This window comes from Micromonospora sp. NPDC050276, from assembly GCF_044459545.1.
Classification (GTDB): domain Bacteria; phylum Actinomycetota; class Actinomycetes; order Mycobacteriales; family Micromonosporaceae; genus Micromonospora.
In genome coordinates this window covers 81,770-95,410 of the sequence record NZ_JBITJA010000013.1, presented here as the reverse complement: position 1 = coordinate 95,410, position 13,641 = coordinate 81,770, and the positions used below count along the sequence as shown (strand labels likewise).

Genomic DNA, 13,641 nt, shown 5'->3' with positions numbered 1-13,641 from the left:
CCTCCGATCCGCTGGTTAGGGTGTAGCCCGGACAGCGGCTGAGGAGGAGCATGCACAGGTGCTGATCGCCGGTCGGTACCGGCTGCTCGACCTGGTGGGTCGCGGGGCCCGGCTCAACCACCCCGCCGTGGTCCGGCTCTACGACGTCGTCGCGGTCGACGGCAACCCGTGGATCGTGATGGAGTACGTCCCGTCCCGTCCCGCACCCGGCCGCCGGTGAAGAGTTCCGGCCACCACCCGGCTGGGGTCTGGTACGCGGATGCCGCCGGCTTCCGGGTCTCCGTACCGGCCACGCGGCTGACCTCCCGGGACGACGGAGTGGCGTGCTTCCAGGACCCGGCGACCCTTCGGGCCTTCAGCGTCGCCGAGGGCGGTGCCGCCGATCCCCTGCAGCGGCTGCGGACCGCCCGCGACGCGGCGGTCGAGGCGGGGTCCCTGCCGGAGTACGACGAGATCCGACTCACCGAGAGCGGCGGCGGGGCCGAGTGGGAGAGCCGCTGGCGGACACCGCACGGCAACCGGCTGCGCGCCCGGCAACAGATCGTCGACGCCAACCGCTGGACGCTCGGGTGGATCACCCGGGACGGCGACTGGACCGCGGCCACGGCCGACTGGGAAACCGTGCGAGAGAGTTTCCGACCACCCCGCTGACCAGCACCGTATGGCCATGATCCGCACTACCGTCCGGCGTGGATCGAGGCCGCTCAGTGGATGATTAAGCCAGCATTGGTGGCTATCGTGGAACCCGGGGTGACCGAGGGGGAGCGACCGTGCATCAGTTGCTGATCGCGGGTCGGTACCGGCTGCTCGACCTGGTCGGCACCGGCGGAATGGGCCGGGTGTGGCTTGCCCGCGACGAGATGCTGCATCGCGACGTGGCGGTGAAGGAAGTTGTGCCGCCGTCCTTCCTGGCCGAGACCGAACGCGAGGAGCTGCGGCTGCGGACCCTGCGTGAGGCACGCACCGCCGCCCGGCTCAACCACCCCAACGTGGTCCGCATCTACGACGTGGTGCACGACCGGGAGAACCCCTGGATCGTGATGGAGTACGTGCCGTCCCGGTCAGTGCAGCAGATCATCAGCGCCGAGGGGCCACTGAGTCCGCAGCGCACCGCCCGGATCGGGCTGGCGGTGCTCGCCGCGCTGCGGGCCGCCCACACCGCCGGAGTGCTGCACCGCGACGTGAAACCACACAACGTGCTGGTGGCCGACGACGGGCGGGTGGTGCTCACCGACTTCGGGCTGGCCACCTTCGACGGCGGCGACGGTGTGATGACCGGCCCCGGCACCGTGCTCGGCTCACCGCAGTTCGTCGCCCCCGAGCGGGCCCGCGAGGGGGTGTCGGACGCGCGCACCGACATGTGGTCGCTGGGCGCGACGCTCTACGCGACGGTCGAGGGGCAGTCGCCGTACGCGCGGTCGAGCGCGATGGCGACACTCAGCGCGCTGGCCACCGAACCACCGGATCCGATGCGGCGGGCCGGTCCGTTGCGTCCCGTCCTCACCGGTCTGTTGCAACGCGACCCCTGGCGACGGTTGACCGCGCTGGAGGCCGAGCCGTTGCTGGGCAGAGCCGCGGCGAGCCACGACGAGTCGGCCGGGTCGGTCCGGTCCTCGGCGGTCGCGGCGGTCCTCAGCGCCGGCCGTGCCATCGCGTCCCACCCGGTCGAGCCGGTGGCCCCGCCCGGCGTACCGGCGACACCGACCCCGCGCCCGCCGAGCCGGCACGGCCGACGACGACGCCTGACCGCGCTGGGCGGTGCGGCGACCGCCCTGCTCGTCGCGGGGGGTGTCACGCTGGCGCTGCTCAACCGACACGACCAGCAGACCCCGCCGTCCGGCGCCGGCGGGGGTGCGCCGACCTCCCGGCCGGCCGCGTTCGCCTGTGCGTCGGCACCGCCGTTGACGGCGACCCCGGTGGCGTCGGTGTCTCCGCCCCCCGACGCGAAGTACCGCCTGCGCGAGGGTTGGACCTGGTACGACGACCCCACCGGCTTCCGGATCGCCGCGCCGGTGGGCTGGGCGCGCTGGACCGAGGGCCCGGCGACCTGCTTCCGAAAGTCCGGCGGGTCCCGGGTGCTCAGCGTCGAGGCGGGGCCGGCCCGCACCGACCCGGTGGCGTACTGGAAGGCTGAGGAAGCACGGCTGACCGCGAGCGAGTCGCTACCGGGCTATCGCAAGGTGGACATCTCCGCGATGGACATCTTCCAGGGTGGCGCGGTGTGGGAGTGCGGCTGGCAGAACGCCCTCGGCGTTCCGGTGCACAGTTTCCGGCTGCTGGCCAACACCTCGGCCGACCGCTCCTACACCGTCTCGTGGTTGACAGAAGAGTTCGACTGGCAGGTCAACGCGGCATACTTGCCGATGATCCGGCAGAGCTTCACCCCCGCCCTGTGACTCGGTCCGATGTGGACCTTCCGGGTGATGCCCCTGCGGCGCTGACGCTGACTACAGTGGCGTAGTTTTGGGCGCTCAAGATCCCTGGGGAGGGTGAGCCGAGATGATGGGACCGCAACACGCGCTGTCCGGCGCCGCGGTGTGGTTGGCTGGCTCCTGGGCGTTGGAGCAGTTCGCCGACTACCACCAGTCGCCGCTCGCGCTGGCGGTGGGCACCGCGGTGTGCGCCGGTGGCGCGCTCTTTCCCGACCTCGACATGTCGGGCAAGGTGACCAAGAACCAGGGTGGGGCCACCGTGGCCCGCACCTTCGGGGTCTTCTCGCTCTTCGCCGCCGAGGTGATGGAGAAGGTGTCCCTCGGCGTCTACTACGCCACGAAGCTCAGCAGGGATCCGCGCCGCAACAACGGGCACCGGACGCTGACCCACACGCTGCCGTTCACCGTGCTGGTCGGCTGGGGCACCACCGCGCTCTGCGCCGCGTACGGCAAGTGGGCGGTCATCACCATCCTGTTCTTCATGTTCGGCCTGGCACTGCGCGGGCTGTTCGACGAGTGGGCCGAGCGGGCCGGCTGGGTGATCATCACGCTCGCGTCGGCCGGGGCGGCCTGGTTCACCTTCGCCAACCTGCCGGGCGGACGCGGCTATCCGCTGATCGGCACCGCGCTGGGCGTGGGCTGCTTCGTGCACATCCTCGGCGACATGATCACCCGAGCTGGCGTACCGATCCTCTGGCCGATCCCGATCAAGCGGCGGATGTGGATGATGGTCGGTCTGCCGAACAGCATCGCCCTGCGCGTCGGCAGCAAGGCCGAAGTGGTCGGAATGCGCCTCGCGCTCACCGCCATCTCGGCACTGGCGACCGTCGGCCTGATCGCGCCCTCGGTGCTGCGCCGGTTCGACATCGACATATGACCGGTCCGGCCCCGGCGCTCCCGCCGGCCGCGGACGACCGCGTTCCGGAGTTCTGGCGCGCGCTGGGGTTGCCCGGTCTCGCCGACGTACACGTGCATTTCCTGCCGCCGCGACTGCTGCGTCGGGTGTGGGCCTACTTCGACGCCGCCGGGCCGCTGGTCGGTACCGAGTGGCCGATCCGCTACCGCTGGAGCGACCCCGACCGGGTGGCGCACCTGCGCCGGCTCGGGGTGCGGGCGTTCAGTGCCCTGGCGTACGCGCACCGGCCCGGCATGGCGGCGGACCTCAACCGCTGGACCCTGGAGTTCGCCCGCGGCACCCCGGGCTGCCTGCCGTCGGCCACGTTCTTCCCCGAGCCGGACGCCCCCGGGTACGTCGAGGCTGCCCTCGCCGCTGGCGCCCAGCTGTTCAAGGTGCACCTCCAGGTCGGTGGCTTCGCACCGACCGATCCGGCGCTCGACCAGGTGTGGGGGATGCTGTCCGACGCGGGTGTGCCGGTGGTGGTGCACGCCGGGCACGCACCGGTGGGCACCGCCCACACCGGCCCGGACCCGTTCACCGCTCTCCTCGCCCGCCACCCTCGGCTGACCGCCGTGGTGGCACACCTGGGCGCCCCGGACTACCGGGCCTTCCTGGACCTCGCCGAGACGTACGAGCGGTCCGGTTGGACACCACCATGGCGTTCACGCCCTTCTTCGACCAGTTCATCCCCTTCCCCGCCGACGAGTTGCCCCGGTTGCGCGAGTTGGGGCTGGCCGGCAAGGTGCTGCTGGGCAGCGACTTCCCGAACATCCCGTACCCGTACGCCGACCAGCTCACCGGCCTGGCCCGACTGGACCTAGGCGACGACTGGCTACGCGCGGTCTGCTGGAACAACGCCGCCACCCTCTTCGACCTGACCTGACCAACAACAGGACACGCCGTGTGTCAGCCAGAGGACCGCGCCGATCTTGCGGTTTCTGTTGTCGACATGGGTGGATATGCACCTTAGGTCGGGACAGAAAGTGCAAGATCGCGGAGCCCGGGCCAGGTTGGGCTCGTCGATCATGGAGTTGTGGTGCCCGGTTTGGAGGTTTACGGGTCCTTTGTCACCCACCACAATTCCATGATCGACGGGGCGGGGCGCGGGGGCGGGGCGCGGGGGGCGGGGCGCGGGGGGCAGGGCGCGGGGGCGCGGCGCGGGGGTGGGCGCGGGGGTGACGGAGTTGGCGTGAATTCTTTTCGACATCGGCTATTGACGTCGCCGTAACAGGTGGCCTAGCGTCCTGTCGAACCGCTTCGTCGAAACGCTTCGACGAAGCTCGGGAGCGGTCCCACCCCAGGCCGGAGGAGGTGCGCGGTGGCCACCATGCACGACGTCGCCCGCCTCGCGCAGGTCTCGGTCAGCACCGTCTCGTACGTGCTCACCGGCGCCCGGCCGATCTCGCAGGCCACCCGTAACAAGGTGCTCGCCGCGATGGCCGAGCTCGACTACCAGCCCAACGCGATGGCCCGAGGGCTGGCCAGCCGCCGCAGCCGGATTCTCGGCCTGCTGATGCCGATGGACGAACGCGGTCTCGGTGCCACCGAGACCGCCTTCGTCACCGGCGCCGCCGCGGCGGCCAGTGTCGCCGGCTACCACCTGGTGCTCTCGCCGGTCGGCGGGGGCAACCTCGACGATCTGCGTCGGCTGGCCAGCCAGCGGATGCTCGACGGCGTCGTGCTGATGGAGGTTCAGCTGGCCGACGAACGGGTCACCGTGCTCCAGGAGGCCGGGGTGCCGCTGGTGCTGATCGGCCGTACCGGCGACACCAGCGCGCTCTCCTACGTCGACATCGACTTCGACCAGACCGTCCGGGAGGCCGTCGCGCACCTGGTCGGCCTCGGGCACCGGCGGATCGTCTACGTCAACCACTCGGCCGCCACGTTGGCCAGCGGTTACGGGCCTGCGCTGCGTACCCGTGACGCCTTCACCGCGGCGATGACCGGGCACGGCCTGGACCCGGTGATGATCGCGGCCGAGGACAGCGCCGCCGGCGGGCGGGCAGCCCTGGCCGCGGCGTTCGCGCAGGCCCCGGAGCTGACCGCCGTGCTGGCCATGAACGAGACGGCGATCTTCGGCATCCTCGGCGAGCTGACCGGTCGTGGATTGTCCGTGCCCGACGACGTCTCCGTCGTCTCGATGGTCACCTCGCCGCAGGTCGCCGAGTTGGCCACCCCGGCGCTGACCGCGATGACGTCGCCCGGTTCGGCGCTCGGTCGGATCGCGATCGAGGCGCTGACCCGCCACCTGGATGGCCCCGCCGACCAGCGTCACCAGCAACTGCTTCCGTGCACGTTGGAGATCCGGGGATCGACTGCCGCGCCACGACGGCCGGCACTGGTTCCCTCTGGTCCCTCGTCGAGCGACGGGGGCTGACCAGCGAAAACGGCCCGCCACCGCGCTGCAACGCGACGACGGGCCCCGTGAAGTACCGGCTAGTACTCAACGAGGAGGATAGTAATGCAGCGATTCCACCGGCTCGTCGCCGCGATCGCCCTGGCGGCGACCGCGACGACCACCGTGGCCGCCTGCGGCGGTGGTGACAACGGGGACAACAGCGACGCCAAGGTCCTGAAGCTCTGGCACTACGAGAGCGAGAACAGCGCCATGGGGGTCGGCTGGAACCGGGCGATCGAGATCTTCAAGTCCGAGCATCCGGGCGTCGAGGTGCGTTTCGAGCGCAAGGCGTTCGAGCAGATCCAGCAGAACGCGGGCATGATCATCAACTCGTCCGAGGGCCCGGACATCATGGAGTACAACAAGGGCAACGCGACCGCGGGCCTGCTCTCCTCCCAGGGCCTGCTCGCCGACCTGAGCAGCGAGGCCGACAAGCGCGGCTGGGCCGGCAAGCTCAGCCCCAGCCTGCAGACCACCGCCCGCTACAGCGACAAGGGTGTGATGGGCTCGGGCAAGTGGTTCGGTGTGCCGAACTACGGCGAGTACGTCACGGTCTACTACAACAAGGACCTGTTCCAGCAGAACGGCGTCAAGGTCCCGACCACCATGGCCGAGATGACCGCCGCGATGGACACCTTCGTCGGCAAGGGCATCACCCCGCTGGGCATGGCCGGTGCCGAATACCCGGCCGGGCAGCTCTTCTACCAGCTCGCCCTCTCCAAGGGCGACCGGCAGTTCGTCGACAACTACCAGCTCTACAAGAACCCGGTCGACTTCAAGGCCGACCCGCTCAAGTACGGCGCGGAGACCTTCGCCCAGTGGGTCCAGAAGGGTTACGTCGCCAAGAACTCGGCCAGCCTCAAGGCCGAGGACATGGGCACCGCCTTCATCGGCGGCAAGGTTCCGATGATCGTCTCGGGTAGCTGGTGGTACGGCCGGTTCAAGGCCGAGATGAAGGCCAACTGGGACACCTTCCTCTTCCCCGGCAACACCCTGCAGGCCGGCTCGTCCGGCAACCTCTGGGTCGTCCCGGAGAACAGCAAGGCCAAGAGCCTGGCGTACGACTTCATCGACATCACCCTGCGTCCGGAGGTCCAGGACCTGATCGGCAACAACGGTGGTGTGCCGGTGGCCGCCGACCCGTCGAAGATCACCGACCCGAAGGACCGCAAGCTGATCGAGGACTTCAACACGGTCAGCAAGCAGGACGGGCTCGCCTTCTACCCGGACTGGCCGGTCCCCGGCTACTACGACGTGCTGGTCTCCGGCTTCCAGGGTCTGATCAACGGCTCGAAGACGCCCGACCAGGTCCTCGACACGATCGCCAAGCCGTACGCCGATGGCGTCAAGGAGATCACCGGCAAGTGACACGGCGAGCGGCGGGCGCGACCGGTACCACCGGCGCGCCCGCCCGCCCCGCCGGGAAGGATCTTCCATGGCAGTCTCCGAGACCGTCGCCGCCACACCACCGGCCGCGACGCCCACCCCGCCCGCGCCCAGCCGCAGACGCCGCGGCCGCAACGCGGCGTACTGGCTCTACCTGCTCCCCGGAGCGACGCTCTTTCTCCTGGTCATCGGGGCACCGCTGATCGGCACGCTCTACCTGTCGCTGACCAAGTGGTCCGGCATCGGCGACCCCCGGTGGGTCGGCCTGGACAACTACCAGCAGTTGCTGCACGACGACGTGTTCTGGGCGTCGTTCCGCAACACCGTCTGGATGCTCGTCGCGATGGTCGTGGTGCCCACCCTGCTCGGGCTGCTGCTCGCCGCGGTGCTCTTCGACGTCATCGGCCGCCGGTTCAAGCCCCGCACCGCCGCCGCCCTGCGGGCCGCGTTCTACCTCCCGCAGGTGCTGCCCGTGGTGGTGGCCGGCATCGTCTGGGGCTGGATCCTCCGCCCCGACGGCGCGTTCAACAGCCTCCTCGACGCGGTCGGTCTCGGCGCGCTCCGCCACGACTGGCTCGGCGACCCGGGCACCGCACTGCCGGCCGTCATGGCGGTGATGATCTGGGTGCAGATCGGCTACCCGGTGGTCGTCTTCATGGCGGCGCTCCAGCGGGTCGACCCCGAGTTGTACGAGGCGGCCGAGGTCGACGGCGCGAACTGGCTGCACCGGTTCCGGGCGATCACCCTCCCGCAGATCCGGCCGGAGACCTTCGTTGTGGCCCTGACCTGCACCATCGCCGCGTTGAAGGTGTTCGGGCCGATCTTCGCGCTGACCCGGGGTGGCCCGGACAACGCGACCAACGTGCCGTCCTACTTCGCGTACTACACGTTCTTCAAGAAGCTGCAGGTCGGCTACGGCTCCGCGATCTCCACCGTGCTGACCCTGATCATCGTCGTGGTGGCCGGGATCTTCATCTGGATGCAGGCCCGCAGCGAGCGCCGGGACCGGGGGTTCTGACATGGCCGTCATGCTCACACCGAGCAGCACACCGGTGACGCCGGCCCGACCCGTACGCGATCGGCACCACCGCGGTGCCAGCCGCTGGGTGGTGCTCGCCCTGGTCACCCTCGGCGCGCTCGTCATGCTGGTGCCGTTCGCGTTCATGCTGCTCAACGCGTTCAAGTCGCCCGGAGACTACTCGTCCGGTGGCCCGCTGAGCTGGCCGACGGAGTTCTACACCAAGGGTTTGCGCACCTACTGGACCGAGGTCAACTTCCCGCTCAAGCTCTGGAACTCGGCGCTCATCGCCGGCTCCGTGGCCGTGCTGGGCGTCGCCGTCTCGCTGCTCAACGCGTACGCGCTGGGTATCGGCCGGGTCCGCGGCCGGCTGTGGATCGTGGGTCTCTTCCTGCTGGCCAACATGCTGCCGCAGGAGGCGCTGATCTACCCGCTGTACTACGTGGCGAAGCAGATCGGCCTCTACAACACCCAACTCTCGGTGATCATCATCTTCACCGTGATCCAGAGCGCGTTCGGCACCTACCTGCTCGCCTCGGTGCTGAGCACGTTCCCACGCTCACTGCTGGAGGCCGCGGCACTGGACGGCGCCGGCAAGTGGACAGTGCTGTGGCGGGTGGTCTTCCCCAACCTGCGGCCCACCCTCGCGGTGCTGCTCATCTTCTTCTTCATCTGGACGTGGAACGAGTTCCTCATCCCGCTGGTCATGCTGATCGACAACCAGACGCAGACCATTCCGGTCGCGCTCGCGTCGTTGCAGGGCGACCGACTGATGGACGCCCCGACCACCAACGCCGGCGCGCTGATCAGCCTGGTGCCGGCCATCCTCTTCTTCCTCATCTTCCAGCGCACTCTCGCGCGCGGCATCACGGCAGGAGCCGAGAAGTGAAGTTCACCGACGGGTACTGGCAGCTGCGCCCCGGCGTCAGCGTCCTGCGCCCCGGCACCGTGGAGTCGGTCGAGCCGGACGAGCGCGGCTTCACCGTCTTCGCACCGACCGGTCAGCTCACCGGGCGCGGCGACACCCTCAACCGGCCCCTGGTCACCGTCCGGTTCTTCTCCCCCGCCCCCGGCGTCATCGGGGTGACCATCGCCCACCACACCGGAGGGCTGCCCCGGGAGCCGCACTTCGGGCTGAGCACCGACGAGACGCACCCGGTCACCGTCGACGTCACCGGGCTCAGCGCGACGCTGACCACCGGCGAGCTGACCGCGCGGGTCGCGCTCATCGACGGGTGGCGGGTCGACTTCCTGCACGGCGATCGGGTGATCACCGCATCCACCGGGCGCAGCATCGGCATCGTCACCGACGCCGAGGGCCGCCGGCACGTGCACGAGCGGCTCGCCCTCGGGGTCGGTGAGACGGTGTACGGGTTGGGTGAGCGCTTCGGCCCGTTCGTCAAGAACGGGCAGACCGTCGACATCTGGAACGCCGACGGCGGCACGGCCAGCGAGCAGGCGTACAAGAACGTCCCGTTCTATCTGAGCAGCGCCGGCTACGGCGTCTTCGTGGACCACCCGGAGCACGTCTCGTTCGAGGTGGGCTCCGAGGTCGTCACGCAGACCCAGTTCAGCGTCGAGGGTCAGACACTCACCTACTACGTCATCGACGGGCCCGACCCGAAGGACGTGCTGCGCCGGTACACCGCGCTCACCGGGCGTCCGGCCCGAATCCCCGCCTGGTCGTACGGCCTCTGGCTGTCCACGTCGTTCACCACCTCGTACGACGAGAAGACCGTGACCGAGTTCGTCGACGGGATGGCCGAGCGCGGGTTGCCGCTGTCGGTGTTCCACTTCGACTGCTTCTGGATGCGCCAGTTCCACTGGGTCGACTTCATCTGGGACCCGGCGACCTTCCCCGACCCGGAGGGGATGCTGCGCCGACTGCACGAGCGCGACCTGAAGGTGTGCGTCTGGATCAACCCGTACATCGCGCAGCGCTCGTACCTCTTCGAGGAGGGCCGGCAGGCCGGCTACCTGGTGCGCAACCCCGACGGCTCGGTCTGGCAGTGGGACAAGTGGCAGGCCGGCATGGCGCTTGTCGACTTCACCAACCCGGACGCGGTCAGCTGGTTCACCGGCAAGCTCAAGGCGCTGCTGGACATGGGCGTCGACTGCTTCAAGACCGACTTCGGTGAGCGCATCCCGACCGACGTGGTGTGGCACGACGGCTCCGACCCGCAGCGGATGCACAACTACTACTCCTACCTCTACAACAAGGCCGTCTTCGAGCTGCTGGAGACCGAACGCGGCAAGGGCGAGGCGGTGCTGTTCGCCCGCTCGGCCACCGCCGGCGGGCAGCAGTTCCCGGTGCACTGGGGCGGCGACTGCGAGTCGACGTTCGTCGCGATGGCCGAGTCGCTGCGCGGCGGGTTGTCCCTGGCGGCGTCCGGCTTCGGCTACTGGAGCCACGACATCGGCGGTTTCGAGGGCACCCCCGACCCGGCGGTGTTCAAGCGGTGGGTCGCCTTCGGGCTGCTCTCCTCGCACTCCCGGTTGCACGGGTCCGGCTCGTACCGGGTGCCGTGGGCGTACGACGACGAAGCCGTCGACGTGCTGCGGCACTTCACCCACCTGAAGCTGAGCCTGATGCCGTACCTGGCGGGCGCCGCGCAGGAGGCACACCGCGACGGGACGCCGATGATGCGGCCGATGTTCCTGGAGTTCCCGGACGACCCGGCCACGGCACACCTGGACCGGCAGTACATGCTCGGCCCGGACGTGCTGGTCGCCCCGGTGCTCAGCGCCGACGGCGACGTCACGTACTACGTGCCCGCCGGCACCTGGACGCACCTGGTCACCGGCGCGCAGGTCACCGGCCCGGCCTGGGTGACCGAGAAGCACGGCTTCGACAGCCTGCCGGTGCTGGCCCGTCCCGGCTCGGTCATCCCGTTCGGCTCCCGCACCGACCGACCGGACTACGAGTGGGCCGACGATGTGCGACTGCGGCTGTACGCACCGGCCGAGGGGCAGCGGGTCCGGGTACGGGTACCGTCACCCGGCGACGGACCGGGCGCCGAGTTCGACGTGCGCTACGAGGATGGGACGGCCAGTGCCGAACTGGTCGCCGGCACCTCGACGGGCTACATCTGCGAGATCCAGGGGACAGAACGATGACGCAACACCACTTCCCGGAGAGCTTCGTCTGGGGGTCGGCCACCGCGGCGTACCAGATCGAGGGCGCGGTCACCGAGGACGGGCGCGGGCCGTCCATCTGGGACACCTACAGCCACACGCCCGGTCGGACGCTCAACGGTGACACCGGTGACGTGGCCGCCGACCACTACCACCGGTGGGCCGACGACCTCGGGCACATCGCGGACCTCGGGCTGGGCGCGTACCGGTTCTCCATCTCCTGGCCCCGGGTGCAGCCGGGCGGCTCGGGCCGGTTCAACCAGGCGGGCATCGACTTCTACTCCCGGCTGGTGGACGGGCTGCTGGAACGGGGCGTCCGCCCGGTGGCCACCATGTACCACTGGGACCTGCCGCAGGAGTTGGAGGACGCCGGCGGGTGGGCGACGCGGGAGACCGCGTTGCGCTTCCAGGAGTACGCGGCGGGCATCGTCGGTGCGCTGGGCGACCGGGTGCACACCTGGACGACGCTCAACGAGCCGTGGTGCTCGGCGTACCTGGGTTACGCCTCCGGCGTGCACGCGCCGGGTCGGACCGAGCCGGCGGCGGCACTGGCCGCGGTGCACCACCTCAACCTCGCGCACGGCCTGGCCGGCCGGGTGGTGCGGGAGCTGGCCCCGACCGCCGAACTGTCGGTGACGCTGAACCTGCACGTCGTGCGGGGCGCGTCCGACTCGGCCGCCGACCAGGACGCGGTCCGGCGGATCGACGCGTTGGCGAACCGGGCTTTCCTCGGCCCGATGCTGGACGGGGCGTACCCGGCCGACCTGCTGGCCGACACCGCCGCCGTCACCGACTGGTCGTTCGTCCGCGAGGGTGACGAGAAGCTGATCGCGGTGCCACTGGACGTGCTCGGGGTCAACTACTACTCCAGCACCCTGGTCCGGGCCTGGGACGGAGTGTCGGCCCGCTCCGACGCCGACGGGCACGGTGCGTCGACCTCGTCGCCGTGGGTCGGCGCGGACAACGTCGACTTCCTGCCGCAGCCCGGCCCGTACACGGCGATGGGTTGGAACATCGACCCGCCGGCGCTGACCGAGCTGCTGCTGCGCCTTCAGCGCGAATACCCGAGCCAGCCCATGATGATCACCGAGAACGGCGCGGCGTTCGACGACGTGGTGTCGGCCGACGGCCGGATCCACGACGACCGGCGGATCGACTACCTGCGTCGGCACATCGGCGCGATGGCCGACGCCCGCGCGCAGGGCGCGGACGTCCGCGGTTACTTCGTCTGGTCGTTGCTGGACAACTTCGAGTGGGGCTACGGCTACGACCGTCGCTTCGGGATCATCCGGGTCGACTACGACACCCAGGTCCGCACCTGGAAGGACAGCGCGCACTGGTACCAGCGGCTCGCCGCCACCGGAAAGCTGGACCAGGCACAGGACTGACCGACCGTTGACGCGTCGCCGTCACCCGCCCGCCAACGGGCTGGTGGCGGCGACGTCGTTTCGGTGGCCACCCTCGCCGGCACCCGACTAAACCCACGATGACATTTGTCCAAGACGGACGACCGGGGCCCCGGGCATCGTCGTTTCCATGAGCGAGTACGACGTTACGCAGTCGCCGGGCATGCACGTGGTGCACGACGGTCCGCGGGAGGCACCACCGCTGTTGTTGATCCACGGCTCCGGGATGTCGGGCGCCTCCTGGAATCCGGTGCTTCCCGCGCTCGCCCGCCATCACCACGTCATCCGGGTGGACCTCCCGGGCTGCGGCCGGTCTCCGGCCCCGCCGTCGTACGAGGTGCCCGACCAGGCGGACCGGGTGGCGGCGGTGCTCGACAACCTCGGCGTCCGGCCCGTCGTCGCGCTCGGGCACTCCAGCGGCGGCTACACCGCCACCGCGCTCGCCGAACGACGCCCGGACCTGGTGCGCTCGCTCGCACTGGTCAGCACCGGCCCGGGCCCCGACGCTCTGCTTCCACAGCCGGCCCTGCTCCGGGCCCTGTTGGCGCCGCCGCTCGGTCCACTGCTCTGGGCGCGACGATCGGACGCCATGATTCGTAGGGGGATCAGCGTCACCTGCGCGCGTCCGGTCGACGTTCCGGACGATCTGGTCAGCGACGTCCGACACCTCACCTACCGCGGGCTGAGATCGATGCTGCGCGCCTACGGCGCGTACATCGAGGAGCGGAACGTGCCCGAGCGCCTCAGCGCTCTCGACGTCGCGGTGCTGGTGGTCTTCGGCGGCGACGACCCCCGCTGGGAGCCGTCGTCGGCGCACCGGTACGACGCAGTGCCGAAGGCGCGGGTCGAGCTGCTGCCCGGCGTCGGACACGTACCCATGTTGGAGGCGCCCGAGGCAACCAGCAGGCTGCTGCTGGGCTTCACGGCCCCGGCCGCGGACACCCCGCCGGCGACTCCGACTGCCTAGA

General features: G+C 70.2%; 11 protein-coding genes and 1 pseudogene. All 12 read left to right on the top strand.

Translation table 11 applies throughout. The features are described 5' to 3' along the window. The first annotated feature begins 58 nt into the window (after window positions 1-58). Window positions 59-220 (top strand): hypothetical protein, encoded by a 162-nt coding sequence (locus ACIBF8_RS25385; RefSeq protein ID WP_396786141.1) that lies wholly within the window; start codon window positions 59-61, stop codon window positions 218-220. Next, window positions 217-651, top strand: a complete 435-nt coding sequence (locus tag ACIBF8_RS25380) for a hypothetical protein (protein WP_396786139.1) — start codon at window positions 217-219, stop codon at window positions 649-651. The genes ACIBF8_RS25385 and ACIBF8_RS25380 overlap by 4 nt, the downstream gene beginning before the upstream one ends. Before the next feature lie 119 nt (window positions 652-770). Next, window positions 771-2,396 (top strand): protein kinase, encoded by a 1,626-nt coding sequence (locus ACIBF8_RS25375; protein WP_396786137.1) that lies wholly within the window; start codon window positions 771-773, stop codon window positions 2,394-2,396. A 103-nt stretch (window positions 2,397-2,499) separates the two neighbouring features. Beyond that, a complete protein-coding gene (locus tag ACIBF8_RS25370; RefSeq protein ID WP_396786135.1) occupies window positions 2,500-3,309 on the top strand; it encodes a metal-dependent hydrolase in 810 nt (269 codons plus the stop codon). After that, window positions 3,306-4,213 (top strand): annotated as a pseudogene (locus tag ACIBF8_RS25365) (amidohydrolase family protein). The gene ACIBF8_RS25370 and the pseudogene ACIBF8_RS25365 overlap by 4 nt, the downstream one beginning before the upstream one ends. Window positions 4,214-4,657: 444 nt before the next feature. Continuing rightward, window positions 4,658-5,707 (top strand): LacI family DNA-binding transcriptional regulator, encoded by a 1,050-nt coding sequence (locus tag ACIBF8_RS25360; protein ID WP_396786244.1) that lies wholly within the window; start codon window positions 4,658-4,660, stop codon window positions 5,705-5,707. 84 nt (window positions 5,708-5,791) lie between these two features. Continuing rightward, window positions 5,792-7,096, top strand: coding sequence for an ABC transporter substrate-binding protein (locus ACIBF8_RS25355; protein WP_396786133.1), 1,305 nt, complete (start codon window positions 5,792-5,794; stop codon window positions 7,094-7,096). 67 nt (window positions 7,097-7,163) lie between these two features. Continuing rightward, window positions 7,164-8,132 (top strand): carbohydrate ABC transporter permease, encoded by a 969-nt coding sequence (locus ACIBF8_RS25350; RefSeq protein ID WP_396786131.1) that lies wholly within the window; start codon window positions 7,164-7,166, stop codon window positions 8,130-8,132. Window position 8,133: 1 nt separating this feature from the next. After that, a complete protein-coding gene (locus tag ACIBF8_RS25345; RefSeq protein ID WP_396786130.1) occupies window positions 8,134-9,021 on the top strand; it encodes a carbohydrate ABC transporter permease in 888 nt (295 codons plus the stop codon). Next, complete coding sequence (gene yicI, locus ACIBF8_RS25340; protein WP_396786127.1) at window positions 9,018-11,249, top strand: alpha-xylosidase; 2,232 nt, start codon at window positions 9,018-9,020, stop codon at window positions 11,247-11,249. The genes ACIBF8_RS25345 and yicI overlap by 4 nt, the downstream gene beginning before the upstream one ends. Then, the gene (locus ACIBF8_RS25335) at window positions 11,246-12,655 is read left to right on the top strand and encodes a GH1 family beta-glucosidase (RefSeq protein WP_396786126.1); all 1,410 of its coding nucleotides are present in this window, start codon (window positions 11,246-11,248) and stop codon (window positions 12,653-12,655) included. Before yicI ends, ACIBF8_RS25335 begins: the two co-directional genes overlap by 4 nt. A gap of 148 nt (window positions 12,656-12,803) precedes the next feature. Further along, window positions 12,804-13,640, top strand: a complete 837-nt coding sequence (locus ACIBF8_RS25330; protein WP_396786124.1) for an alpha/beta fold hydrolase — start codon at window positions 12,804-12,806, stop codon at window positions 13,638-13,640. Window position 13,641 lies beyond the last annotated feature (1 nt).

Excerpts from the sequence above, each read along its gene's own strand:
- ACIBF8_RS25360 (WP_396786244.1), top strand. The coding sequence starts at position 4,658 with ATGCACGACGTCGCCCGCCTCGCGCAGGTCTCGGTCAGCACCGTCTCG.
- ACIBF8_RS25345 (WP_396786130.1), top strand. The coding sequence starts at position 8,134 with ATGGCCGTCATGCTCACACCGAGCAGCACACCGGTGACGCCGGCCCGA.
- ACIBF8_RS25355 (WP_396786133.1), top strand. The coding sequence starts at position 5,792 with ATGCAGCGATTCCACCGGCTCGTCGCCGCGATCGCCCTGGCGGCGACC.
- ACIBF8_RS25330 (WP_396786124.1), top strand. The coding sequence starts at position 12,804 with ATGAGCGAGTACGACGTTACGCAGTCGCCGGGCATGCACGTGGTGCAC.
- ACIBF8_RS25370 (WP_396786135.1), top strand. The coding sequence starts at position 2,500 with ATGATGGGACCGCAACACGCGCTGTCCGGCGCCGCGGTGTGGTTGGCT.
- ACIBF8_RS25335 (WP_396786126.1), top strand. The coding sequence starts at position 11,246 with ATGACGCAACACCACTTCCCGGAGAGCTTCGTCTGGGGGTCGGCCACC.
- ACIBF8_RS25350 (WP_396786131.1), top strand. The coding sequence starts at position 7,164 with ATGGCAGTCTCCGAGACCGTCGCCGCCACACCACCGGCCGCGACGCCC.